We start from the raw sequence: 23,203 nt of genomic DNA on the forward strand, positions 1-23,203 counted from the left end.
TACTTCCGTGGTGCAGGCATCGGACCTGTGTTCTCCCATCTGCCGAGGCGATCATGCCTGGCTTCAGGGCCGCTACAAAATCCGGTTCAGCTCAGCAAGGTTTGTGCGAGATCTGAGGTTTCCCTCCAGAAACCCTTTCGCAGACCGGAGGTGCCGGAGGCGGCTCTGAGACACAGCGGCGCTGCGGGCACGCGGCAGGGCGGAAGACGGGAAGCGGAAAACGGGAAGCGGAAGGCAGCAGACGGCCGACGGCCAACGGCAGACAGCAGACAGAGTGGCTCGGACCGGTGGCTCCGAAGACACCAGTCCCCGGCTGGACGGGGGAGGCCAGCCGGGGACTGAAGTGCGTGTGCCCCCTGCATCGCAGCCAAAACGCGAGAGGTTTGGTCGATGTTCGCGGGCCACCCGGTTCAGCGGGTACACATCGATCCTGAACTCAAGGTACGAGCCGGTCAGGTGGCGTGCGTGCCACCCGGACCACCGCACCACCGCGACTTCCACCACGGGCCCGTCCGGCGGACGGTCGGCGTACTGCTGCCGGACATCGCATGCTTCGGGTACGGGCGGCACGGCCGCTCAAGCCCGTGTCGGCCGACTGTCGGTGGCGGAAGGCGATCTGTCGGTGGCGGGCAGCGACCTGTCGGTGGGGTATCGGTGGCTGTTGGGACCCTGAGGCGTGGCCGGGCGGCACCAGTACCGAAGAGCCCGAACCGGCCGCCACCAGATCACCCGAGCGCAAGGAGCCTGCTGTGCCCTCCGTACACAAGACCCAGCCGTGGGACGTACACCGTCTGCCTCCCGCCGAGGGCAAGTACTTCCTGGTCACCGGCGGCAACGCGGGCATCGGGTACTTCGTCGCCGAGCAGCTCGCGGGCACCGGGGCGACGGTCGTGCTCGGCAGCCGCGACGCGGCGAAGGCGGCGACCGCGATCGCTTCGATCCGTTCGCGCGTCCCCGATGCCAAGGTGCAGCATCTGCGTCTGGACCTGGCCGATCTCGCCTCGCTCAAGACATCCGTGGCCGCGCTCGGCCTGGAGCGACTCGACGCGGTCGTCCACAACGCCGGCGTGGCGCTCGACCATCCACCGCGCCGCGAAACCAAGGACGGCCATGAGCTGATGTTCGCCACCAACCACCTCGGGCACTTCGCGCTGACCAGATGGCTGGTCCCCCTGCTCCTTGCCACGCCGGAAAGCCGGATCGTCACGACTGGCAGCTTCGCGGCCAAATCCGAACGCCTGGACCTCGACGATCTCCAGAACACACGCGATTACCGTCCCAAACGCGCCTACGGGCGGTCGAAGCTCGCCCAGATGCTCTTCGGTTTCGAGCTTGACCGCCGTCTGCGCGCCGCGGGCAGCACGACGCTGAGCGTGGTCGTCCATCCCGGCGGCGCACTCGACTCACTCACCCCCTCCCGACCGGGAGTTCGTGTCCGGCCCACTGGCGAGCGGTTGCGCGGCCTGCCGCTCGGCCTTCTCGTCCAGGGCAAGGAAGCCGGGGCGTGGCCCGCCGTTCGGGCCGTGCTCGACCCGGAGGTGGGTGGCGGCCAGATGTGTGGCCCCGGCGTCTTCGGGCTACGTGGTAGGCCGAGGATCGAACCCCTATGGGACCACCTGGCCGACACCTCGACCGCCGCACGCCTGTGGGCCGCCAGCTGCGACCTGACCGGCGTCGACCTGGCCTTCGGTCCCATGTAGCCAAGCTCGTGGATGAGATCGCAGATCGCTGAGTCATCGTTGTGACAGCGCGAGGACTTCACTTCGCGCTGCCGGCGTACGGCTGCGACACCGCGGTGCTGGCTCCCCGTGGAGTTCACCGAATTCGAGACCGTGTCGAGTGGTCCTTCTGACTCTCCGGGAGGAGCACTCTCTCACCGTCCGAGAGGAGCACACCTTGGGCGCACACATCATGTTGCCAGGCATGCCAGAGGCCAATCTCCGCGCCTCATGGCCCCCTTGAGCACCGGCAGTGCAGTTGGCCAACCGGTGCGCATCCACGGTCCGCTACGGAATGGAGCAGGCATACCACTCTTCCGAGATTGGCCCTGTAGCCGGAGACCACCGCTGTGCAGACTCGCCGCCAGTGGCATTGAGGCACGAGCACACCGGAGGCGGCAGGCATGGGGCAGGACATCGCGGATCGCTATGAGCGCGCACTGAAGCACGGTCACGAGGAAGGCGTCGCGGTTGCGTCGGCGTCGGCGTCCGTACCAGCACCTGGACCAGGACCAGGACCAGGACCAGCCCATGGTGACCGGGTGAAGATCGCGCTCATGGACGCCGGAATCGGACTGCTGGCAGCGGCCGCCGCGGTGCGCCGTCTGCGCCCCGACGCCGATCTCGTCCTCTCCTCGGACCCCGACGGCATGCCCTGGGGACCGCGCACCCCGGAGGACGTCATGGCCCGCGCCCTCGCCATCGCCGAAGCGGCCGCCGCGCACCGCCCGGACGCGCTGATCGTCGCCTGCAACACCGCCTCCGTCCACGCCCTGCCCGTGCTGCGCGCCCGACTGGAACCGGACCTGCCGGTCATCGGCACGGTCCCGGCGATCAAGCCGGCCGCAGCACGCGGCGGGCCCGTCGCCATCTGGGCCACCCCCGCCACCACCGGCAGCCCCTACCAACGCGGGCTCATCGAGGAGTTCGCCCAGGGCATGGACGTCACCGAGGTGCCGTGCCCCGGGCTCTCCGACGCCGTCGAGCACGCGGACGAAGGGGCTGTTGCCCTCGCGGTCGCCGCCGCAGCAGAGCGCACTCCGGATGATGTCAGGGCCCTTGTCCTGGGCTGCACGCACTACGAACTCGTCGCGGAGCGCATCCGTGCCGCCGTGCAGCGGCCCGGTCTGCCGCCGGTCGTCCTGCACGGCTCGGCGGGTCCGGTCGCCGCCCAGGCACTGCGCCGCATCGGCCGGCCGCCGGCACCCGAGGAACCCGTTGAGGGCACCCTGACCGTGATCCTCAGCGGGCGCGCGGCATCGCTTCCGGCACCGGCGCTGTCGTACGCCGAGGGCAGGCTGCTGCAGACCGTCAGCCCCCTACGCTGAACGTCCGTCCGGAGCACCAGGGCGGGTCCGGCGGCTCGTGTGCCGCCTCACCCTCGTCCGTGTCTTGCGCCGGGCGTGCCGTCGGGTCGGGCTCGGAAAATCTGGGATGTGTATTCATGTACGTACGACTCACGTAGCCGGAGGCCGGACGTCCCCTCGGCTCACGATGTTGTCGGCGCTGGGTAACGCGGTGGCCCTGACCACTATGCCCATGCCGGTGTCCAGGCCTCGGCGTCGGAGTGGTGGAACCGCCCGGAGCCGAGGTGGTCGCGGAGTGCGGCGAGTGTCGGGTGCGGGTTGTCGCGGTGCCATACCAATGAGTGCCGGTAGAGCGGTGTCGGACCTCGCACGGCAATACGCCGCAGGCCGTGGTCGGGGGGCCAGACGAGGCGTGTCTGCTCGCCGACGAAGGTCGCCAGTGATCCGGAGTCGGCGAGGGTGTCCAGCAGGGGCTCGGTGCCGAAGTCGGGGCCGGTGATCTCGATGGTGAGCGCGAACGCGGCGGCGAGGTCGGCGTAATAGGCAGTCGACTCCGTTCCGGGAACGAGACCGGGCATCCAGATCCGGTGCCCGACGAGTTCGGCAGGCGTGACCGCGCGTGCGGTGGCGAGCTCGTGGGCCGGTCCGGTGAGAAGCTGGACGGGCTCGTCGAAGGCCCGGACGACATTGATGTCGTCGGGCAGCTGCCGGCCGGGCATGGTGACGGCGCGGAATGCCGCGTCGATCGTGCCGGACCGGATGGCGTCGATGGCCGCGTCGGCGTCGGAGAGAGTCACGGCATCGAGCTCGGCCTCGGGGTGCGCGCGATGGAAGTCGCCCAGCACGGCGGCCGGGCCGAGCCGTCGGCCGATCACGTCGACGCGCAGCGCGCGGCGGCCGGGACGAACGGAGGCGACCGCCCGCGCTGCGGCCCGTAGAAGATCGCGGGCGTGAGGCAGGAACGCCTGCCCGTCGACGGTGAGCTTCGCTCCTCGCGTGGTGCGGGTGAACAGCCGCACGCCGAGGTTCTTCTCCAACGTGGCGATGCGCTTGGAGACGGCCTGCTGGGTGACCGACAATTCGGCGGCGGCGTCCTGGAACCGCCCCGCGTCCGCGGCGGCCACGAAGGTGCGCACAGCATCGATATCCACGCCGCGCATGGTATGTGCAGAACGCATGGTGGTGTCGGCCGGCTGATCGGCTGACTCGGGCCGGAACATGGCGGGTGCGCCGCAGGTGCAGGAACCTGCGGCGCACCGTGTGGCCGACGGGGCGACATCAGATCGGAGACCTCAGAAAGCAGACCTCAGATCTCGCCGGCCGGTTGGGGTGTGGTCAGTGCTGGTGGCCCGGGTGGCCGGCGTGGCCGTGGTGACCCCAGCTTTCCGAGTCAACGATCCGGCGGTGGTCGTTGCTCAGGACCGCGGTGCCGCTGTGGTTGTCCCAGACGTAGTCACGACGGTCCTGGAACAGGTCCCGGCGGTTGTCACGGCCGGTACCCGTGTGGACCCGGACCTGGGAGTGGCCGCCCAGCCGGACGTTACCGAAGCGGTAGGTGTGGCCGGCGCGGTCCGACAGGGTCCAGCCGCGCAGGCTGACCGGCATGCGGCCGGTGTTCTTCACCGTCACGTACTCGGCGTTCAGGCTCCGGTTGGAGTGGTCGTCCCGCCCGGGGCTGTCGTACTGGATCGCGCCGAGCACCACTGCCGAGCGGTGGTGCGGGGCCGGAGTGCGGCCGTGGCCGGCCGCGGCGGCCGGGAGGGCAGCAGCGGCCGCCAGAGCCACGGAACCGAGGACAGCGGCGGCGATACGCGATGTGTCACGGAGCATGAAAACCCCCTGGATACGGCACCCACAACCAGGTGCCGGAAACCGGATACCCGGCCGGTTTGACCGGGCCCCCACACAGTGATGCCCCGTCACACCTTGACGGAAGAAATCCGGTTTGATGTGACAAAACGCAGACATATACACAACCGCACCACGCCAGGCGCACACTCCCCCGCGCCTACCAGCACAAACGCAACGCCCCCTACACGCACCCGGACGCCCCAAGGGGTTACCGACGGTGTGCAGCGAGTGGCTGCCGGTCCTTGGTGACGGTGACGATCGCGATGCATCGGCGACACGGATCCAATGAGCCCCCGGAAATCTCGTCACATGGCGATCCCACCGCGCATCCGGCGCCGGCCATGACCGGCATACCGGCCCTCGGAATCGCCCGCCCGGTGGAGGCCCGACCGCCTCCGGATGATGCCGGGCGACGGCCCCGGCGCCCGGCTCGGCCCTGTGGTCTGTGCGTGATGTCCGCGCAGCATTCGCATGACAACGGCGGGTGAGGGGCGCTGCCCCTTCTTCCGGCCCGCGGTGAGGACAGGCCATGGCCGCGCCATACGCGGCGCGTCACCGTTTCGGGAGGAGCTTGTCCCGGGCAGCTAGCCCCTGGCAGCCGGTCCGCAGGAGCTTGCCCGTAGGAGCTCGTCCGTCCACAGCGGACCACAAAAGGCGAAGGCAAAAGGCAAAGGCAAGGAGGTTATCCACTCCTTGCCACTCTCAACGTATAGCGCACCGGGGGCCTTGCGGCAAGGCCCGGGGCGTGGTGCAGAATCGTCGGCCGAGGCCAGAACCTGCGGAAATCAGGGATTCGCGAAGTACGCGTTCCTTTGCCGATGTATGGGTCACGCGGGATGTCGAACCGCCGGTGGGAATTCCGGTGCGGTTGCGGGCACTCGGCGCGGAGGGGTGGGTGTGCGCGCCGCGAACCGCGCGGAGCAGCCGGCCGAAAATCAAGTTCGTTAAGTGGGGGGTTTCATGATTGACGTGATCATTGCCGGCGGTGGTCCGACCGGCTTGATGCTGGCCGGCGAGTTGCGGCTGCGCGGCGTGCACGTGGTCGTGCTGGAGAAGGAGGCGGAGCCGGCCGGGCAGGCTCGCGCGCTCGGCCTGCACGCCCGCAGCGTCGAGGTGATGGACCAGCGCGGTCTGCTGGACCGGTTCCTCGCGCACGGCGAGCAGTTCGCGGTCGGCGGTTTCTTCGCCGGCATCGACAAGCCGTGGCCTGACCGGCTGGACACCGCGCATTCGTACGTCCTGGCCATCCCGCAGAGCAGCACCGAGCGCCTGCTGGCCGAGCACGCCACCGAACTCGGCGTCGAGATCCGGCGCGGCTGCGAAGCGGTCGGGCTGAGCCAGGACGAGGACGGGGTGACCGTCGAGCTTGCGGACGGTACGCAGCTGCGCTCGCGCTATCTCGTCGGGTGCGACGGCGGTCGCAGCACGGTGCGCAAGCTGCTCGGCGTCGGCTTCCCCGGCGAGCCCACCAGGGTCGAGACGCTGCTGGGCGAGGTGGAGGTGGCCGTGCCGCCGGAGACACTGGCCGCCGTGGTGGCCGAAGTCCGCAAGACCCATGTGCGGTTCGGCGCCATGCCCCTCGGGGGCGGGGTGTACCGCCTCATCGTGCCCGCCGAGGGGGTGGCCGAGGACCGCACGGTCCCGCCGACCCTCGAGGAGCTCAGGCAGCGGGTGCGGGCGATCGCCGGCACCGATTTCGGCGCGCACTCGCCGCGCTGGCTCTCCCGCTTCGGCGACGCCACCCGGCTGGCCGAGCGCTACCGGACCGGCCGGGTGCTGCTGGCCGGCGACGCGGCGCACATCCACCCGCCGACCGGTGGGATGGGGCTCAACCTCGGCATCCAGGACGCGTTCAACCTCGGCTGGAAACTGGCCGCCGAAGTCGGCGGCCGGGCACCGGAGGGGCTGCTGGACAGCTACCACACCGAACGACACCCGGTGGCCGCCGACGTGCTGGACAACACCCGCGCGCAGACCGAGCTGCTGTCTCCCGAGCCGGGGCCCCGGTCAGTGCGCCGGCTGGTCTCGGAACTGATGGACTTCGAGGACGTGAACCGGTACCTGATCGAGAAGATCACTGCGATCGCGGTCCGCTACGACTTCGGCGAGGGGCACGAACTGCTCGGCCGGCGGCTGCGGGATGTGAAGCTGAAGCGGGGCCGTCTCTACGAGCTGATGCACGACGGCCGCGGGCTGCTGCTCGACCAGACGGGCCGGCTTTCGGTGGCGGGCTGGGCAGACCGGGTCGACCACGTCGTCGATGTCAGCGAAGAACTGGACGTACCCGCGGCGCTTCTGCGGCCGGACGGCCACGTCGCGTGGGTCGGTGAAGATCAGCAGGATCTGCTCAGCCGGCTGCCCAAGTGGTTCGGCGCTGCCGTCAACTGAGCGCGCCCGGCATTCCGGCATCCCGGCATCCCGGCATCCCACGATCGCCTCATGGGCCCTGGCATCCCAGCAGCTCTGGGCCTACAGCGTCCCGCGAGGTCCCCACCCGACCCGTGTCGGTGTTCCCTCGGTGGCCCCGACGACATGATCGGTGCGTCGAGGAGGGTGGCGCGGTGCCGGCCGTACCGGCCGTAACGGGCTGCCCTGCCGGTCGATGGACCGCCCCACCCGGTAAGCGGAATTGACCGCCCCCGGCTCGCCTCGAACCGTCGTCACGAAGGGAAACCCGCTTATGTCCACCCCTCTGTCCGCTCGGAGCGGTTTCGTTGCCGTTCTGGCCGCCGCCGCGATCGCTGTGCCGGTCGTCACCGCCGACACCGCGGCCGCCAGTGGTTCGAAGCTGACGCAGGCGCAAGCCGCGAGCAAGTTGCGGGCGGCCGGTATCACCTGGACCTCCAGCGGTCACTGCTCGAACCGAAACAACCGGCGGTGCACCTCCTTCACCCGCATCAACTCCGGCACGATCAAGGGGATCATCACCTTCAAACGGGCCAGCCGGTGCGCGGTCACCATCACCGGCGGCACCGAGACCGGCCACGCATCGGGCCAGTACAGCCACTGGAACGGCTACAAGGTCGACATCGCCCCGACCGGTTGTGTCACGAACTACATCAAGCACACGTTCCGGTACGCCGGCAAGCGCGGGGACGGAGCGCCCATGTACAAGTCCTCCGCGGGCAATATCTACGCCCGGGAAAGCAGCCACTGGGACATCACCTACAAGTGACGAGGAGAGAGGAGACCACCATGCGCTCACTCGTTCGTCTCACGGCCATCGCGGCGGCCTCCCTCCTGTTGACCATGTCCGGGGCGGTGCCGGGAAATGCGGCTCCCGCGACGGTCACTGCGCGTTGCACGGGCAGCGGTTGCGCCGGGAAAAGCCCCGTGAGCAGCGGCTGTGACCGCCATGCGCGCACTGTCCGCCACAGCGCCGAGATCGGTCCCCTGGTCGAACTGCGCTACAGCTCGGCCTGCCGGGCGGCATGGGTCCGCGTCACCCATGCCCGGGGCGGCGACCGTATCGAGGCACGGAACAAGGGCGGGGCCTGCCGGCACACGTCCTGTTACGCGGCAACGGTGGCGTCCGGACGGTCCTCCGCCTACACCGCCATGGTCAACGACAAGGGGCTCAAGGCCTGGGCCTGCCTTGAGCGACGCAACGGCAACGTCGTGTGCACGGAGGCGTATTGACCGACCGGCCGACGGGCGGGGATGTGGACTCCATATCCCCGCCCGTTCGGGCGGGCGCCGGGCTCTGGTCGTCATCAGTCAGCGCACAGAACGATGGCGTGTACGTGTACGTGCATGTGTACGTGTATGTGTATGTGTATGTGTACGGCTCGCATACCGGCGAAAAGTACGAGGCGGGTGCCCATGTGCGTCGAGGCGTGCTGCTGTCCCGCCGCCTGCTTGAGCGGGTGGTTGAAATGATTCAGTTTGAGGCTGAGGTTGAGGTTCGAAGGTCTCCGAACGTCCCTTGTTCTCACCGCACTTGGCGGACGGCGAGGTCCAGGCCGCGGCCGGCCCCGCACCGCCCCATCGGTCAAGTTCACAGATGCCGTGATGGGGAGCGCCTACGCATCCGTCCCCACGGCATTCGCGAGCGTGCGCAACATTAGAATCCCCTTGCCGGTTCGTCCCCCGTCTCCCCCCCCCCCCGCAAAAAGGTGCCGCCGTGCCCGAGCAGTCCATGACCGTCCCCGCCCACGGCGGCTCCCGCTCCGTCGCTCGCGCCGACGTCGTCCGCGCCGCCCCTCACGTCTAGAACCTCACCCCGCCGGTCCTCCGACCCACCGCATAAGGACAACTCCACCCGTGAAGAAGAGCGCGATAGCCGGCGGCTGTATCCTCGGCCTCCTTGTGATCGCCGGCGCCTACCAGGGCAGCGCCGTCGCCAATGACCCGCTGACCCTCGCCGAATACGAGAGGATAGGGGCCGGCAGCAGCGAGAAAGTCTTGTTCACCTTCGCCAACACCTGCCAACAGGAAAGCGAAAAACTCGCCGACAGCTATCCCGTCACCTGGACATGCTACGGCGCCGACGGAAGCAGCAGCGCGGTGTTCTTCTATTCCGAGGGCGTGCTGTTCAGCAAGGCAGAGACCGGGCTCACTTAAGCCTCGTGCGGGGATTTCCCCCTGTCACGTCCCGGATTCGCTCACGCAGGAGTACGCGGGAAAACCCGGTTCCCAGGGATTGTCCAATCGCCCAAGGCAGTCGTGCGACGAGCAGGCTCGCGGCCGCCGAGAGGGCGAGGGTGGCCGGCACTCATACCCGGCCCGCACTGTCCGGCCGCACTGGTGGTGTACGGCAAGAGCGGCTGCGTACCCGGAAGAGCGGAAGTCCGCAAGCAACTGCGCCGTCGGACGGCAGGATGTCCAGCGCTGGAAGTGTTGGCCCGATGCCCCAGCCATGGCGGTCTGCCCCGAGCCATAAATCAGGAGCGGTCGCATTTCACTGCGGCATAAAATGGAATTCCTGCGCCTCCGAGTTGAAGACCCCTTCAACTCGCTGAGGAGCAGCACCATCAGCTTGTGGCGCCCGCCGCCGCAACCGCATGGCCGACGACCCGCACCAAGGGGATGACCTCGACCAGGTCCTCCGTCTCCTGCATGCAGGCATCAGCCATGACGAAGCCGGGCAATCGTTCCCGCGTCGGCCCGCAGGCTGACATGCTGCGGCCCCCGCTCGGCGGGGGCCGCTTTGCCCTGGGCAGCTACTGCTGCGAGTGCGGCACCACACTCGCGGCCGGTCACCGGGCCGGTCACCGGGCAACGGTCAGTTGCCCGGTGTCTCCGCCAGCCGGAAGGGCCCCGCAGCGCCGGGGCCGAACATCACCGGCAGGTTGCGTCCCCGCGGCACCACGACCAGCGGCTCGTCGCGGTACTCCCGGAGGAAGTTCTCCAGGGGCTCCCAGATGAGGCTCCGGTAGCCCGACTCGCTCCGTTGGGGTTCGAAGGAGAGGGTCAGCGCAGAGTCCATCACGGTGACGCTCACGGCGTCCACATCCAGCCACTCTCCACCGATCCAGGCTTCAAGCCTCACATATGCCATGACGCAAGGGTGCCCTGCACCTCGTGCCCCCTGCAAACCGCCTCCGGCAGAACGCCCCCACCGCGGCTTTCCGGCCACCCTCGACCGCCGACCGCCGGCCGTCGGCCGCCGGGCCTCGTGCCATGGGCGGCAAGCAGGTTCACATGGGCGCGCTGTCCCCTCCCGGTGTCACCGCCGCCCGCGTCCCCGCAGGTCGGGGGACGGGGTCTCCCAGCTTGTCCCACCTCTCCTGCGCTGTCTGGACGTCCGGCCGTCCGGATCCGGACCCTGATGTCACAACGGGTGCGGACACCGTGCGGCAGCCCGGTCAGCCATCGAGGAGAACTTGGTCATGCGTGAACATCTCGCCGTCGCGGCAGCGCGGCCTTCCGGCGTGCACTTCGGCGGGCCGGCCCCGCGGGCGCACCGTCCTTCACACACTCAGCCGGTACGGGAGCATGCAGACCACGACATCGGTACGTGCCGTCAGCACCGCGGCCAGCAGGATGCCGCGCTGGTTCTGCAGCATCGCGTAGCGGCGGTGGCGCGGTTCGACCTCTGGGATGAGGACGGCGATCTGCCGGCCCTCATCCCCCTTCGCCCGCCGGACATAGTCGACGACGGGCTCCACCAGCGAGTGCTGCGGGCTGTCGATGATGTCCAGGCGAACTCCGGGATCCCAGCGCTCCCAGTCGTCGGCCAGCGCCTGGGCCTGGGCGGGGTCGGAGTGGACGGAGACCGCAACGACCTCCCGTCCGAGGGACCGGGCCGCCGTCAGGGCGCGCTGGGCGAGCTTGTTGACCTCACGGACCGGGACAATGACCAGACAATCGGTGGTCTGCACCGGCGGCGGGATCTCGCCGAGTCCGAGTTCCTTGTGGACCACCGTGTAGTAGCGCTCGATACGGGCGAACAACAGCATCAGCAGGGGCACGGTGATGACCACCACCCAGGCGCCCGCAAGGAACTTGGTGGCCAGCAGGACCAGCCCCGCCAGGGCGGTCAGCACCGCCCCGAGGCCGTTGAGCGCCGCGCGCGGCAGCCAGCCCGGCGGGCGCTGCCGCGCCCAGTGCAGCACCAGCCCCGCCTGGCTGATGGTGAAGCCGATGAACACACCGATCGCGAACAGCGGAATCATCCGGTGGGTGTCGGCCTGCACGGCGACCAGCAGCAGCGCCGCCAGCAGCGCCAGCGCCACGACTCCCCAGCGGTACACCGGACGTTCCTTGCGCAGCCCGAAGAGATGGGGAAGCCGGTTGTCCTTGGCCAGCAGGCTCATCAGCACGGGCAGCCCGCCGAAACTGGTGTTGGCGGCGAGGGCGAGGGCCAGGGTGACGAGGAGATTGGTGACGAAGTAGGGCCAGCCCGTTCCGTACGCACCGGCGGCCAGTTGCGCGAGGACGGTCACACCGCCGCGCGGCGCCACATGGTCGCGGCGGATCAGTGCCGCGAGCCCGATCAGCATCAGCCCGAGCAGCGCGCCCAGCATCAGCTCCGTGCGCTGGGCCCGCTTGACGCGCGGCGTGCGGAACGCGGGTACGCCGTTGGCGATGGCCTCCACCCCGGTCAGCGCGGAGCAGCCGGAGGAGAACGCCTTCAGGAGCAGCAGCAGTCCCAACGTCTCGGTGGCATGGACGGGTTGGGCGGTGCCGACGAGGGCTACGGGGTGCGGGCGCAGCAGTCCCAGCACAATGATGCCGAAAATGGTCGCCACGAACAGCGCGGTGGGCAGCATCAGCACCCGGGCGCTCTCGGCCACTCCCCACAGGTTCACGACGGTGAGCAGTGCGAGGCCGAGGAGACAGACGGCGAGCAGGTGCGAGCCGATCCAGGGGAAGGCTGATGCGAGGCTCGCGACGCCGGCCGCCAGACTGACCGTCACGGTCAGCACATAGTCGACGACGAGGCTGCCCGCCGCGAGGAGACTCACTCCGCTACCGAGATCCTTCTTCGCCACCGCATAGGCACCACCGCCGTCCGGGTGCACGGCGATCACCTGACCGTACGAGATCACCAGCACGGCGAGCAGCCCGGCGATGACCAGCGTCACCGGGAGCGTGGCGGTCAGTGCCCCGGTCCCGGCCGCGATCAGCACGAGCACGATCGCCTCGGGTCCGTACGCGACCGAACTCAGCGCGTCCAAGGACAGTGCGGCCAGCCCCTCGAGGCTGGTCAGGTGGTGCTTGTCGCCCTCCCCGTGCCGTAGCGGAACTCTCGGCCGCATTTCGCGGCGGGCCAGGCCGTACGCCATGGGGACCTCACGGAGCGGGATGCATGGGCCGTCCAGGACAGTGTGGGGGGCGAAGACGGCGTGGACCATCAAGGACGCGCCCGGCGCTTCGGGCACGGTGCGGTGCGCTGCCGCCCCAGGTCACCGCGGACACGGCCGGTGGGCGTTGTGGCGATGAACCCCGTGGCGGGGGGGGTGGGCAGTCCGTGCGTACGCACGACGGAGCGCGACATGGCCGGCCGAGATGCCTGGCCTTTGGTGTGAACGGCGGCCGCCGGCAGGTTCAGTCAGGCTTGGGCGATGCGCTCTCGCCCTTCGGGTGCGGGCGGGGCCGGTCCGGTGCGGGGACGAACTCCACTGCCGCCACGTGCTCTCTCGATCCGCGATCCAGCAAGACCACGGATCGCGCCTCCGGTACGGGGCCGGCGGCCGGTGCCGGCGGCTTCGCGAGGCGCGCGGCAGGTACTGACGCAGTGCCGGCTGCGTCGGCGGCGGCCTGTGGGGCACGCGGCCGTGCCGTACCGGGTCCCGACAGCGCCCGTAACAACCGGTCGAGGCCCCGGCGATGCCGGACGAAGGCACGTCGAGAGGCCCACCGGCCTCGGGCTTCCTGGCCCGACAGCGCCTCGGTCACTCCTACGTCCAGCACCACCAGATGCAGTTCCCGTCCCTGACGTCCCGCACTTCTGGCCAGCCATCGGCGCATCCACGGCCGGCCACCGCAATCGTGGACCAGCAACGGCGCGCCGTCGCGTACCGCCGTGCGCAGCCAGCGGAGGTACCTCCACCGCGCCCAGGGCCGGTACACCGCGTACGGCAACCGGTCCGGCATCGCCGTCTCACAGGCGACATGAACCACGCGCGGATCAACAACGGTCGCAGCCCGGGACCAGCGTCGCAGCAGGGTGCTCTTGCCGCTCCCCGGCAGTCCGGAGACCACCACCACCGCCCCCGCCGGATACGACAACAGGGCCGGAACCTCTCCGGGACCCCGCAGGTCCACCAGTCCGTGCGGCCGCAACACCAACTCCCCGTCCGGAACAACGGACTTCTCCGTCGCGCCCGACCAGCCCGAATTGCCCACTACCCGTCCCTTGACCTCAATGATTCCTCCACAGCCGCGACGAGTGATCTTCACACAGGGCGCAAGTACCGCAAAGCCGAGGTGGCTCTTACCCGTTCCTGCCTGACCGCCGCCCGCGCCGTGCCCCTGCGGGCCTCCGTTCCGGGGCCGGTCCCGGCAGTCTCTGCCCCGTAAGGCTGTGCCGTTGCCGTGGCGGCAGGGCCCCTGCCGCTCGTCCCGCACCGGACTCCCTCAGCGTCCCGGGGAGGCTGAGGCCGGTGGCGGGTGCGCGCGCAGAACGCCGTACACGGACCAGGCCACCGAGACCAGCGGTACGGCAACGACCGCCCCGGGCACACCCGCCGTGACGCTGCCGCAGATGACCGAGAGCGCCACCACCACCGGATGCAGACGCACCGCGCGGCTCATCACGAGGGGATGCAGCACATGGCCCTCGATCTGCCCGATCGCGACGATCAGCAGCACGACGATCGCGGCCACCAGCGGCCCCTTGGCGGCCAGCGCCACCACGGCGGCCACGGCCAGCGCCACGGGCGAACCCACCAGCGGGATGAACGCGGCGAAGAACTCCAGCACGGCCAGCGGAAGGGCGAGGGGGACCCCCAGGACGAAGAGCGTCGCTCCCACCAGGACCGCGTTGATCGCGGCCACCACCACGATCCCGCGGGTGTAGCCGGTGAAGGTCACCCACGCGGCCTGCCCCGCGGTACGCACGGGACGGCGCCCGCGCCGCGGCAGCTGGCCGCCGAACCAGTTCCACATCCGGTCGCCCGAATGCAGAAAGAAGACCGAGCAGAACAACGCCAGCACACCCACCGTCAGGACCTCCACCAGCTGGCCCACGCCACTGAGTGCGGTGCTGATCAGACTGGCACGGTGGCTCGTCACGAACCGTGACACCCGCGCCTGCGCATCCGAGAGAGTCCCCGCACGCAGGTGGAACGGCGGGCCTTCCAGCCACCGTTCGATCCTGGCCAGGCCGCCGGCGAACTCCCGGCGCAGCCCCTGCCACTCACCGGCGACATTCGCCCCGATGAGGCTCAGGACACCGAAGAGAAGGACGATGCCGAGCAGCAGACCGACGGTGACGGCCAACGAGCGCGGCATCCAACGGTTCAGCAGCGTGACCAGCGGCTCCAGCAGAGCCGTCAGCACCAGGGCCAGGAACACCGCCAGCGTCACCAGCTGGAATCGTCCCAGCGCCGCGAAGATCGCGTAGACGGCCGCACCCACGATGATCAGGCGCCAGCCGTACGCCGCCGCCACCCGCAGCGTCAAAGAGACTTCGGCGGCCTCCCCCGGGCAGCCCGGTGCACCCCCCACCGGCCGGCGCACGCCTACGGATCGCACCCCGCGGGCCATACGCTGCGCGATGTCCCGGCGCCGCCGCGCCCTGCCCCCGTCGGCGCCGGGGGAATGCCCGCGCTCCCCGCCGGATCGGTTCCGCACCTCGCCGCCACCGCCTCCCACCCCTCCCGGGCCCAGGGCCGGAAGAGGGACGCCTGCCGCGCGAGGGACGGGCGCCCGCCCTCCGCGCATACCCCAACGAGGTATCACCTCGGAGGGTCCTTCGAACGTGTGCGGGCCCGCATTCCCCCAAAGGCACGCGGCGGGCGAAGGGTGTCGGGCCGAGCTGGGTCCGGGTGAGGCTCACGCGGGGAGAGGAGGGCACCTCCCGCCCCTGCCGTGGAAAAGGACGCAAAAAAATCCGGTGGCCGGTCGCGTCCGGGTGTCGATCCGGGACCAGCCCCTTCATGCCGAGGGTGAGAGGCCGCCACGGCGCCGGCGGAACCGGCCGGCCGAGGAGGCACACATGACGCACTGCCTGCTCTGCAGGACGGGTCCTGCGGGTGACATCCGGCGTGCCGAAGGCGACCGCATCGCACATCGCGGGCGTGTTCCGCGAGGAGTACGGCCGTGCGGTCGCCGTTCTGGTCCGCGTCTTCGGCGACATCGCCCGCACCGAGAACACGGCTGAGCGGCACTTCCTGCAGCGCCGTCGTCACACCCTTCCCCGGGGTGGCGGAGGCCGGCGGTGAACGCAGCAGCCCGGTTGCACGACAAGACCCGAGGCACCCCGAGGGCGCACCGAGCCTTGCGGTGACAGACCCACGTCGACGGTGGCGGCCGCACAGAGCAGCAGGCGGAAGAGCTGATGCGGCGGCAGGGCGCGGTAGTGCGTGGCCGCTACGCCGATGCGGCGGTGAGCGACGGAAGGGTGGTAGGCGGCGCGGGGCTGGTGACGTCCAGTTGGATCTGGCGTTCGTCCGCATCGTGGTGGGCGAGAACGGCGCTGAGGGCCTCGTCCGTCTGACCGTGCGGTTGGGCGTCGGGCAGCACGGTGATGGACAGATGGCGCAGCAGCTCGGTATGTGCCGCCAGGACCTGACGGGTGCGGGTATCGGTGTGGTCGGTGAGCAGCAGGCGGGCTGCGGTGTTGGCGGCCCGCAGCCGGGGCTGGTGGATGCGGCGGTGTGAGCGGGGAAGGGCGCGCCAGGCGGTGTTGGCGACGGTCACCAGGCGCCAGATCTCGTTGTCGGCGGGCTCGGTGTCGTAGAACCGCAGGCCGTAGCGGCTCACCAGCCAGTAGGAGGCGGACAGGACGAAGACCGTGGCGGTGTCGAAGGCCAGCCAGAATCCGAGCAGGTGGGGTTGGCCGCAGGCCGCCTGTACCGCCAGGGCTGCGCCGGCGCCGCCCGCGCCGAACAGCAGTGCCGCGGCGAGGAGAAGGAGGAGGGCGGCCGGGAGCGCGCCGATGCCGTTGTCGCTGTCCAGGCGCGCCATGCCCTTCCAGTGGGGCGCGAGGTAGCGGGCGTAGTGGGCCGGCTTGGGGGCGGGTTCGATCAGGGCGATGCGTCCGGCCCAGCTGACGCTCTTCGGTCTGTTCATGATCTTGGTGCCCGAGGCCGGGTTGCTGCAGGGAATCATGTGAGCGACAACGAGCAGTGAGGGAAAACGCGACAGGCGGGGCGGAGGTTTGGGCGCCAGATTCCTCCCACCGGCCGGGCGCGCGACGGAGGGGCCCGAATGCGCCGGTGGAACAGCTGCCCGATCATCCGATACATGGTCACCGCGGCCTGGCCGGGGATGAGCCCCCGGCCGGACGGGGGGCCGGCCGGGGACTACGGACCGTGTGCCCCGCGCGTCACCGCCGAAACACGGAGGGTTGGCCGATGTCCCGGCCCACCGAGGGTGGTTGGTGCGGGCTACGGTCCGTCCGGTCCCTTCTGGCGGTACTCCTCGGGGATGTGCTGCTCGAACCAGACGACCTTGCCCGTGCTCAGCCGGGTCGCTCCCCAGCGCTGGGCGAGGCGGTCGACCAGGAACAGGCCGCGTCCTCCCTCGTCACCGGCCTGAGCGCGGCGCATCCGGGGCACCTGCGGCGAATCGTCGCCCACCTCGCACCGGAGCACATCGGTGCGGAGCAGCCGCAGGGCGATCGGCCGGGAGGCGTAGCGCACCGCGTTCGTCACCACTTCGCTGACCATGAGCTCGGTCGTATCGAGCAGCGGTTCCAGGCCCCAGCGGTGCAGCGCCCTGCGGGTCAGCTGCCGGGCCCGGCCCGCCGTTTGCGGCTGCGGGTTGAGGAACCAGTACGCGACATTGAGCGGCGGAAAACCGTCGAACCGGGCGGCGAGCAGCGCGACATCGTCGTCCCTGGCGCCCTCGTCCAGAATGGTCAGCACCGCGTCGCAGAGCATTTCCAGTGGTGGGGAGGCGACCACGGCGGCAGCGGTCCGCAGCCGGGCGCACAGCAACTCCACGCCGGCCCAGACGTCCCGGGTCCGCGACTCGACGAGGCCGTCGGTGTACAGGAGCAGGGTCGCTCCGGTGGGCGCGGGCATTTCCACGGATTCGAAGGGGACGCCGCCCACGCCGATCGGTGCGCCGGGCGGGATCTGAAGCACTTCTCCGGAGCCGTCCGGGTGCAGCAGCACCGGCGGCAGATGGCCCGCGTCCGCTACGAGCAGCCGCTGCGATATGGGGTCGTAGATGGCATAGAGGCAGGTGGCCATGTGCTCGCTGCCGAGGCGCTGGGCCTGCTCGTCGAGGTGGTGCAGAACCTCTTGCGGCGGCAGGTCGAGCCCGGCGAGGGTCTGCACGGTGGTGCGCAGCTGGCCCATGATCGCGGCGGAGGTCATGGAGTGGCCCATGACGTCGCCGATGACCAGCGCGACGCGGTTGCCGGGCAGCGGGATCGCGTCGTACCAGTCGCCCCCCACCTGGGAGGTTTCGGCGGCCGGGAGGTACCGGCTCGCCAGCCGGACACCGGTGGTCTCCGGGAGCGACGACGGCAGCATGGTGAGCTGGAGCGCGTCCGCGACCGAGGCCTCGTGTCCGTGGAGCATGGCTTTGTCGACGCCGAAGGCGGTGTGCGTGGCGAGCTGGGAGGCGACGAGGAGGTCGTCCGCCGTGAAGGCGGGCCGGTCTGCCCCGCGCAGGAGCGTGACGGCTCCCATGAGGTGGTGGTGGCCGTGCAGCGGGGAGATGATCAGCCGTCGGCCCGGTGACGGTGTGGCCGGCATGCTCGCCACCGGCTCCAGCAGCTCGGTCACCGCGGTCGCGATCTCCGGGGTGCCGCCGAATACGGGGCGTCCGGCCCGCAGAACCTCGGCGAGCCGGCCGGTGACCGTCAGCTGCACGAAATCCGCGGCACCCGCAGGCGCGGCGGTGACCGAATCCTCCGGCCCCTGGGCGATGCTGTGCAGTCGCAGGACGAGGGGTCCGGCCGGTTCCCCGTCGCCGGTGGGCAGCGGGTCCCGCAGATGGACCAGGATCGCGTCGGCGAACGCGGGGATCACCGCCCGGCACAGCTCCCGCAGCGTCTCGTCCCGGTCGGTTCCCCGGGCGATCCGCCGCGTCGCGGCTTCGAGGTAGCGGAGCCGGTCGCTCTGCGCCTCGGGGGCACGCTCCGTCCCGTCCCGGGCACGCTCCGCAGGTTGCCCGGCGGCCGGCGTGGAGGGGGTGGTGCCGCGACCCCGGTGGACCGGGCGCTTGGGGGGTTTGCCGGGCGCCTCGTCGGAAGGGCTGCGTCCGGCGGGCGGCGGCCGGGACGGCGGGGTCCGTGGCGGCGCGTCGTCCGGCTGCTGCGACGGCGGGCGTCCCGCTCCGGGCAGTGGGGGCTGCTGTCTCGTCGGCCGGTGCGGCGGGGTGGCGTTCGGGTCGACGGGGGCGGCGCTCACCGAGAGATGCCGGGGAGCAGGGCGCCCCTCGGACCCGGCGGGGAACCTGCCGGGGCCCTGGTCGGGGGTGCGGGGCTCCATCACTCGTCTCGTCCGTCCGGTGGGTGCCAGGGACCGTGCAGGGCGGCCTCAGCCGCGTCGCGAGCAGTTGAGGAAGAGCTGTTCCTCGGGCGGCACATCCGAGATCGCCGGGGCGTAGGTGTACGAGGACTCCTCGACGATCCGGAAGTCCGCATCCTCGATGACCTTGCGCAGGTCGTCCCGCAGATAGCCGGACACCCGGATGGTGTTGCCGAGGAACGGGATCGTGAAGTAGTCCACGTCGGCCTCCACCATCGAGAGGGTGAACAGGCCACCGGGGACCAGCAGGTCGTGGACCGTCCGCAGCACGACGGGGATTTCGGCACGCGGCAGCATCAGCAGGGAGAAGAAGGCCGCCACCGCATCGAAACGCCCCAGGTCGTGGGGGCCGTCGGGTCCCAGGTCGGCGATGTCCAGCCGGTGGAAGGTTGCATCGGGCACATACTTCCGGGCGAGTTCCACCATCCCGCGGGACAGGTCGACGCCGACCACCTCGAACCCCGCGTCCGCCAGCTGCCGGGCGGTCGGGAGGCCGGTTCCGCAGCCGAGGTCCAGCACACGGGACCCGGCGGGCAGCGACATGATCAGCCACCCGGCGGCGGCGAGCTGCCCCTTCTTGTACGGGAACGCCTCGTCATAGCGGTCGCCGATCGCGTCGAACGCCTCGGCCTGCCCCTCGCGGTCGAGCCGTACGCCCTCGGGACCGGGCCCGTCGCTCTCGGTCTCGGTCTCCATAAATCCTTCGCTCACGAATTACGCCTCTTCACGTGCGTCTCTTCGATTACTTCCATCATGCACCCCTTCCGTCCGCCACGGCCCCGTGCGGCAGCTCCGCCTTCGCCGGGCGGCCCGCCCGTGCCGGTGCCCAGGCGGAGGAGCCGGGCAGCCCCCCGGCCGAGGGACGCCCGACCGTGACCGGCCCCGGCGGGTACCTGAGAAACCCGGAGGACACGGGACACGATCCGAACGGGAACCGGTCCCCTGCCGCGTCGACGAAGCCCCGCCTTACGCCGGCTTCCCGGCGCCGGCTTCCGACGGCCGCCACCCACCGGCGGCCGGGCGCACTGCCTCCGAACGACACCCGGATCCTGCCCAGTTGGGCGAAGGCCGACGGTTTGCGGAGCCTCCGCCACGGATAGTTCCCCCGTACCCAGCCGTACCGACGCAGCGGTCATGCGACAGGAGCCCAGATGACAAGGCAACCGGTGGGGACCACTGATCTGGCGGCGCTGGGCGAGGACTTCGTCCGCGATCCGTACGCGGTGTACGCGCGGCTGCGCCAGCGGGGCCCGGTGCACCGCGTACGTCTCCCGGAGGGCACGGTCGTCTGGCTGGTCGTCGGCTACGAGGAGGTGCGTGCGGCCCTCAGCGATCCCCGTCTGTCGAAGGAGTGGCGGCACGCCTCGTCCACGCAGCCGATGCAGCCGGTGTCCATCGGCGTGTCGATGCTCCGCTCCGATGCGCCGCAGCACACCCGCATCCGCGGACTGGTGGCGCGCGCGTTCACCGCGCGCCGGGTGGCGTCCCTCGCACCGCGCATCCAGGCGATCACCGACGAGCTTCTGGAGGCGATGCTCGCCGTTCCCGAAGGCCGCGCCGACCTCGTCGAGGCGCTGTCCTTCCCGCTCCCGGTCACCGTCATCTGCGAGCTCTTGGGCGTGCCCTTCCTGGAGCGGGACGTCTTCCGTACCTGGACCGACATCTTGATGGCCGGTGCCGCGACACCGCAGACCAGGGAAGCCCTGACGGCCATGGCCGGCTACCTCGAAGGCCTGCTCAAGACGAAGCGCGCCCGCCCCGGCGACGATCTGCTGACCGATCTGATCACGGTCAGCGACGAGGACGGCGACCGGCTCAGCCAGGGCGAACTGCTGGGAATGGCACAGCTGTTGCTGATCGCCGGATATGAGACCACCGCCAATCTGATCTCCAACGGTGTCCTGGCGCTACTCTCCCACCCGGCTCAACTCACGGCACTGCGTGCCGATCTGTCCCTCATCGACGGCGCGGTCGAGGAGATGCTGCGCTACGACGGACCGCTGGAGACCTCCACCTTCCGCTTCACCGTCGAGCCGACCGAGATCGCGGGCACCGTCATCCCCGGCGGCGAGGTCGTGCTCCCCGTGATCTGCGACTCGGGACGCGACCCCGTCCGGTTCGACGATCCCGACCGCTTCGACATCACCCGCGACGCCAGGGGCCATGTGGCCTTCGGCCATGGCATCCACTTCTGCCTCGGCGCCCCGCTCGCCCGGCTGGAGGCGCGGATCGCGGTACGCACGCTCCTGGAGCGCTGCCCGGAACTGGAGCTGGACGCCCACCCGGCCGACCTGTCCTGGCGGTTGGGCGCATTGCTCCGTGGCCCGCGGAGTCTTCCCGTCCGCTGGTCGTAGCTGCTCCTACCGGCCTGCCTCGCCGACCACACGGCGCCGGGCGTGGCCGACCGGCTCCGTCACGTACGAACGCCGGTGGCCGGACCCGAACGGTTCGGGTCCGGCCACCGGCGTCAGTGCGCCTGCTGCTCAGCGGACTACTTGGTGAAGCCGATGTGCTCGTAGACCGGGTCGGTCATGCCGAGGGCACCCATGTTGGCGAGCTTCTTGTTGATCGCCGCGATGTCGGGGCGCTGGTAGAGCGGCAGGACTCCGGCGAGCTGCCAGGCCTCGGCGTCGGCCTGGTTGGTCTGCTTGAGGGCGCCGGCCGGGTCGGCGGAGTTGCTGCTGGCCGCCTTGAGGAGGTCGTCCAGCTTCTTGTCGCCGACCTTGGCGTCGTTGTTACCGCCCTGGGAGGCGTAGATGTTGGTGGAACCGCTCGCCGGGAACGGCGTGCTGAGCAGGGTGTAGGGCGTGACGTCGAAGTCGCCCGGAGTGATGTACTTGTCGAAGAAGTCGTTGGTCGGCACCGCCTGGACCTGCAGCTTGACGCCGATCTGCTGATACATCTGGGTCAGCATCGACCCTTCGTTGGTGGCCGCGGGGGTGCTCGCCGGGATGATGAATCGCAGCGACAACTCCTTGCCGTCCTTCTTACGGGTCTTGCCGCTGAGCTTCCAGCCGGCCTCGTCGAGCAGCTTCCCGGCCGCCTGCGGGTCGTACTTGCCGAGCTTGCCCGAGTTGTCCTGGTACCCCTTCTGGTTGCTGACCAGGAGGTGGTTGTCCATGGTGGAGGGCTTCCAGCCCAGGCCCTTGAGGTCCGACTTGGCGATCGTTGCGCGGTCGGTGGCCATGAAGAGTGCCTGGCGGACCTTGGGGTCCTTCAGCTTGTCGCTCTTGCCGTTGAAGGTGAGCTGACGGTAGTTGGGGCCGCCCGCTTCGCGGATCTCCCCGGCCGACACCTTGGACACCTGCTTGTAGGCGGAGGCGTCCCCGCCGACGTCGAAGTAGTCGACCTCGCCGTTGGCGAAAGCGCCGGGCATCGACGCCTGGTCCATCGCATGGAAGACGATCTTGTCCAGCTTGGGCTTGTCACCCCACCACTTCGGATCGGCCACCACCGTGACCGTCTTGGCGGACTTGTCGATGCTGCCCAGCTTGAAGGCGTTGCCGGTGACCGGGATCTTGTTGACGTAGGCGGTGTTGAAGGACTTTGCGTCGGAGACGTACTTCGCCGGGTACAGCGGCTGGTTGGCCGCCGCGTTGAACATGCCCTTCCAGTCCGCGAACGGCTTGGCGAAGGTCATGACGGCCTCGTAGTCGTCCTTGCCCTTCTTGACGTCCGCCACCTGCTCGAAGCCGGCGGGGGAGGCCACCTTGTAGGCCTTGTCCCGGCCGTTCAGCGCTGTGGTGTTGGCCGCGATGTCCTTCCAGGTGATCGGGGTGCCGTCGGACCACTTGGCCTTGGGGTTCAGATGCCAGGTGACGACCTGCTTGCCGTTGACGGTCGCGGACGAGGCGTCGAGCAGGAACGCCTTGTTGGGGGTCTGCACACCGTGCGCGTCCGAGTGCCACAGACTCGGCATGAGGGCCTTCATGACATCCGTGGGGCCGGCTTGCGCCCCGTCGACCTCCGCGACGTTCCACTGGGTGGCGAACGTCTGAATGGCCCAGTTCATCGTCCCGCCCTGCTTGAGCTTCGCGGGATCCGTCGCCTTGATGTTGACGGCGGTCGTGCCCTCCGGAGCCTTCTGCTGCGCGTCGTCGTCGCTGCCCGAGCCGCCGCAGGCGGTCAGCGCAAGCGAGGACACGGCGAGGGTGGCGACGAGGGTGAGCGGATATCTGGAGACCTTCACGGATGCCTCTTCCTGAGCTGTCGAATGCGTGCCGGCTACGAG

General features: G+C 70.0%; 18 protein-coding genes. 8 read left to right on the forward strand and 10 right to left on the reverse strand.

Annotation, left to right across the window (positions count from 1 at the left end; all coding sequences use genetic code 11):
* Positions 1 to 749: 749 nt before the first annotated feature.
* Both ACWGJY_RS30275 and ACWGJY_RS30280 read left to right on the forward strand, forming a co-directional pair.
* Positions 750 to 1,700 carry an SDR family NAD(P)-dependent oxidoreductase gene (locus ACWGJY_RS30275; RefSeq protein WP_453264056.1) on the forward strand — a complete coding sequence of 317 codons (951 nt, stop codon included), beginning with the start codon at positions 750 to 752 and terminating at the stop codon, positions 1,698 to 1,700.
* Between the two features lie 575 nt (positions 1,701 to 2,275).
* Positions 2,276 to 3,046, forward strand: a complete 771-nt coding sequence (locus ACWGJY_RS30280; protein ID WP_453264087.1) for a glutamate racemase — start codon at positions 2,276 to 2,278, stop codon at positions 3,044 to 3,046.
* Positions 3,047 to 3,249: 203 nt separating this feature from the next.
* On the opposite strand, the gene ACWGJY_RS30285 is transcribed toward ACWGJY_RS30280, so the two are convergent.
* Together ACWGJY_RS30285 and ACWGJY_RS30290 are read right to left on the reverse strand one after the other, a co-directional pair.
* On the reverse strand, positions 3,250 to 4,185 hold the full coding sequence (locus ACWGJY_RS30285; RefSeq protein WP_453264088.1) for a LysR family transcriptional regulator: 936 nt from the start codon (positions 4,183 to 4,185) through the stop codon (positions 3,250 to 3,252).
* Positions 4,186 to 4,360: 175 nt separating this feature from the next.
* Positions 4,361 to 4,855, reverse strand: a complete 495-nt coding sequence (locus ACWGJY_RS30290; protein WP_453264057.1) for a lamin tail domain-containing protein — start codon at positions 4,853 to 4,855, stop codon at positions 4,361 to 4,363.
* Between the two features lie 981 nt (positions 4,856 to 5,836).
* On the opposite strand from ACWGJY_RS30290, the gene rox reads away from it, so the two are divergent.
* The 4 genes from rox to ACWGJY_RS30310 all read left to right on the forward strand — a co-directional run bounded on the left by rox (position 5,837) and on the right by ACWGJY_RS30310 (position 9,439).
* Entirely contained in the window at positions 5,837 to 7,264 is a 1,428-nt protein-coding gene (gene rox, locus ACWGJY_RS30295; RefSeq protein WP_453264058.1) for a rifampin monooxygenase, read from the forward strand.
* 292 nt (positions 7,265 to 7,556) lie between these two features.
* Entirely contained in the window at positions 7,557 to 8,051 is a 495-nt protein-coding gene (locus tag ACWGJY_RS30300) for a hypothetical protein (RefSeq protein ID WP_453264059.1), read from the forward strand.
* Positions 8,052 to 8,125: 74 nt separating this feature from the next.
* The gene (locus ACWGJY_RS30305) at positions 8,126 to 8,515 is read left to right on the forward strand and encodes a DUF2690 domain-containing protein (protein WP_453264089.1); all 390 of its coding nucleotides are present in this window, start codon (positions 8,126 to 8,128) and stop codon (positions 8,513 to 8,515) included.
* A 624-nt stretch (positions 8,516 to 9,139) separates the two neighbouring features.
* Positions 9,140 to 9,439: a hypothetical protein gene (locus ACWGJY_RS30310; protein ID WP_453264060.1), complete on the forward strand. Its 300-nt coding sequence runs from the start codon at positions 9,140 to 9,142 to the stop codon at positions 9,437 to 9,439.
* Positions 9,440 to 10,100: 661 nt separating this feature from the next.
* Here the strand turns inward: ACWGJY_RS30310 and ACWGJY_RS30315 are convergent.
* The 4 genes from ACWGJY_RS30315 to ACWGJY_RS30330 all read right to left on the reverse strand — a co-directional run bounded on the left by ACWGJY_RS30315 (position 10,101) and on the right by ACWGJY_RS30330 (position 14,992).
* Positions 10,101 to 10,376, reverse strand: coding sequence for a hypothetical protein (locus ACWGJY_RS30315; RefSeq protein WP_453264061.1), 276 nt, complete (start codon positions 10,374 to 10,376; stop codon positions 10,101 to 10,103).
* Positions 10,377 to 10,788: 412 nt separating this feature from the next.
* The gene (locus ACWGJY_RS30320) at positions 10,789 to 12,702 is read right to left on the reverse strand and encodes an APC family permease (protein WP_453264062.1); all 1,914 of its coding nucleotides are present in this window, start codon (positions 12,700 to 12,702) and stop codon (positions 10,789 to 10,791) included.
* 166 nt (positions 12,703 to 12,868) lie between these two features.
* On the reverse strand, positions 12,869 to 13,669 hold the full coding sequence (locus ACWGJY_RS30325) for an AAA family ATPase (RefSeq protein ID WP_453264063.1): 801 nt from the start codon (positions 13,667 to 13,669) through the stop codon (positions 12,869 to 12,871).
* 231 nt (positions 13,670 to 13,900) lie between these two features.
* Positions 13,901 to 14,992, reverse strand: a complete 1,092-nt coding sequence (locus ACWGJY_RS30330; RefSeq protein WP_453264064.1) for an AI-2E family transporter — start codon at positions 14,990 to 14,992, stop codon at positions 13,901 to 13,903.
* Between the two features lie 539 nt (positions 14,993 to 15,531).
* Here ACWGJY_RS30330 and ACWGJY_RS30335 point away from each other — a divergent pair.
* Positions 15,532 to 15,708, forward strand: coding sequence for a hypothetical protein (locus ACWGJY_RS30335; protein ID WP_453264065.1), 177 nt, complete (start codon positions 15,532 to 15,534; stop codon positions 15,706 to 15,708).
* Positions 15,709 to 15,856: 148 nt separating this feature from the next.
* On the opposite strand, the gene ACWGJY_RS30340 is transcribed toward ACWGJY_RS30335, so the two are convergent.
* The 3 genes from ACWGJY_RS30340 to ACWGJY_RS30350 form a co-directional block, all read right to left on the reverse strand.
* Complete coding sequence (locus tag ACWGJY_RS30340) at positions 15,857 to 16,558, reverse strand: hypothetical protein (protein WP_453264066.1); 702 nt, start codon at positions 16,556 to 16,558, stop codon at positions 15,857 to 15,859.
* A 317-nt stretch (positions 16,559 to 16,875) separates the two neighbouring features.
* Positions 16,876 to 18,933 carry a SpoIIE family protein phosphatase gene (locus ACWGJY_RS30345; protein WP_453264067.1) on the reverse strand — a complete coding sequence of 686 codons (2,058 nt, stop codon included), beginning with the start codon at positions 18,931 to 18,933 and terminating at the stop codon, positions 16,876 to 16,878.
* 48 nt (positions 18,934 to 18,981) lie between these two features.
* Positions 18,982 to 19,668 carry a class I SAM-dependent DNA methyltransferase gene (locus tag ACWGJY_RS30350; protein WP_453264090.1) on the reverse strand — a complete coding sequence of 229 codons (687 nt, stop codon included), beginning with the start codon at positions 19,666 to 19,668 and terminating at the stop codon, positions 18,982 to 18,984.
* Positions 19,669 to 20,123: 455 nt separating this feature from the next.
* Between ACWGJY_RS30350 and ACWGJY_RS30355 the strand changes: the two genes are divergently transcribed.
* Positions 20,124 to 21,326, forward strand: coding sequence for a cytochrome P450 family protein (locus ACWGJY_RS30355; protein WP_453264068.1), 1,203 nt, complete (start codon positions 20,124 to 20,126; stop codon positions 21,324 to 21,326).
* Positions 21,327 to 21,463: 137 nt separating this feature from the next.
* Here the strand turns inward: ACWGJY_RS30355 and ACWGJY_RS30360 are convergent, their stop codons facing one another.
* Positions 21,464 to 23,161: an ABC transporter family substrate-binding protein gene (locus ACWGJY_RS30360; RefSeq protein WP_453264069.1), complete on the reverse strand. Its 1,698-nt coding sequence runs from the start codon at positions 23,159 to 23,161 to the stop codon at positions 21,464 to 21,466.
* Positions 23,162 to 23,203 lie beyond the last annotated feature (42 nt).

The sequence above is a fragment of the Streptomyces sp. NPDC054765 genome (genome assembly GCF_053612065.1).

What these genes read in the sequence shown, in the direction of transcription:
- ACWGJY_RS30280 (WP_453264087.1), top strand. Translation starts at nt 2,276, where the DNA reads ATGGACGCCGGAATCGGACTGCTGGCAGCGGCCGCCGCGGTGCGCCGT.
- ACWGJY_RS30285 (WP_453264088.1), bottom strand. Translation starts at nt 4,185, where the DNA reads ATGCGCGGCGTGGATATCGATGCTGTGCGCACCTTCGTGGCCGCCGCG.
- ACWGJY_RS30290 (WP_453264057.1), bottom strand. Translation starts at nt 4,855, where the DNA reads ATGCTCCGTGACACATCGCGTATCGCCGCCGCTGTCCTCGGTTCCGTG.
- rox (WP_453264058.1), top strand. Translation starts at nt 5,837, where the DNA reads ATGATTGACGTGATCATTGCCGGCGGTGGTCCGACCGGCTTGATGCTG.
- ACWGJY_RS30300 (WP_453264059.1), top strand. Translation starts at nt 7,557, where the DNA reads ATGTCCACCCCTCTGTCCGCTCGGAGCGGTTTCGTTGCCGTTCTGGCC.
- ACWGJY_RS30305 (WP_453264089.1), top strand. Translation starts at nt 8,126, where the DNA reads ATGTCCGGGGCGGTGCCGGGAAATGCGGCTCCCGCGACGGTCACTGCG.
- ACWGJY_RS30315 (WP_453264061.1), bottom strand. Translation starts at nt 10,376, where the DNA reads ATGGCATATGTGAGGCTTGAAGCCTGGATCGGTGGAGAGTGGCTGGAT.
- ACWGJY_RS30340 (WP_453264066.1), bottom strand. Translation starts at nt 16,558, where the DNA reads ATGAACAGACCGAAGAGCGTCAGCTGGGCCGGACGCATCGCCCTGATC.
- ACWGJY_RS30345 (WP_453264067.1), bottom strand. Translation starts at nt 18,933, where the DNA reads ATGGAGCCCCGCACCCCCGACCAGGGCCCCGGCAGGTTCCCCGCCGGG.
- ACWGJY_RS30350 (WP_453264090.1), bottom strand. Translation starts at nt 19,668, where the DNA reads ATGGAGACCGAGACCGAGAGCGACGGGCCCGGTCCCGAGGGCGTACGG.
- ACWGJY_RS30355 (WP_453264068.1), top strand. Translation starts at nt 20,124, where the DNA reads ATGACAAGGCAACCGGTGGGGACCACTGATCTGGCGGCGCTGGGCGAG.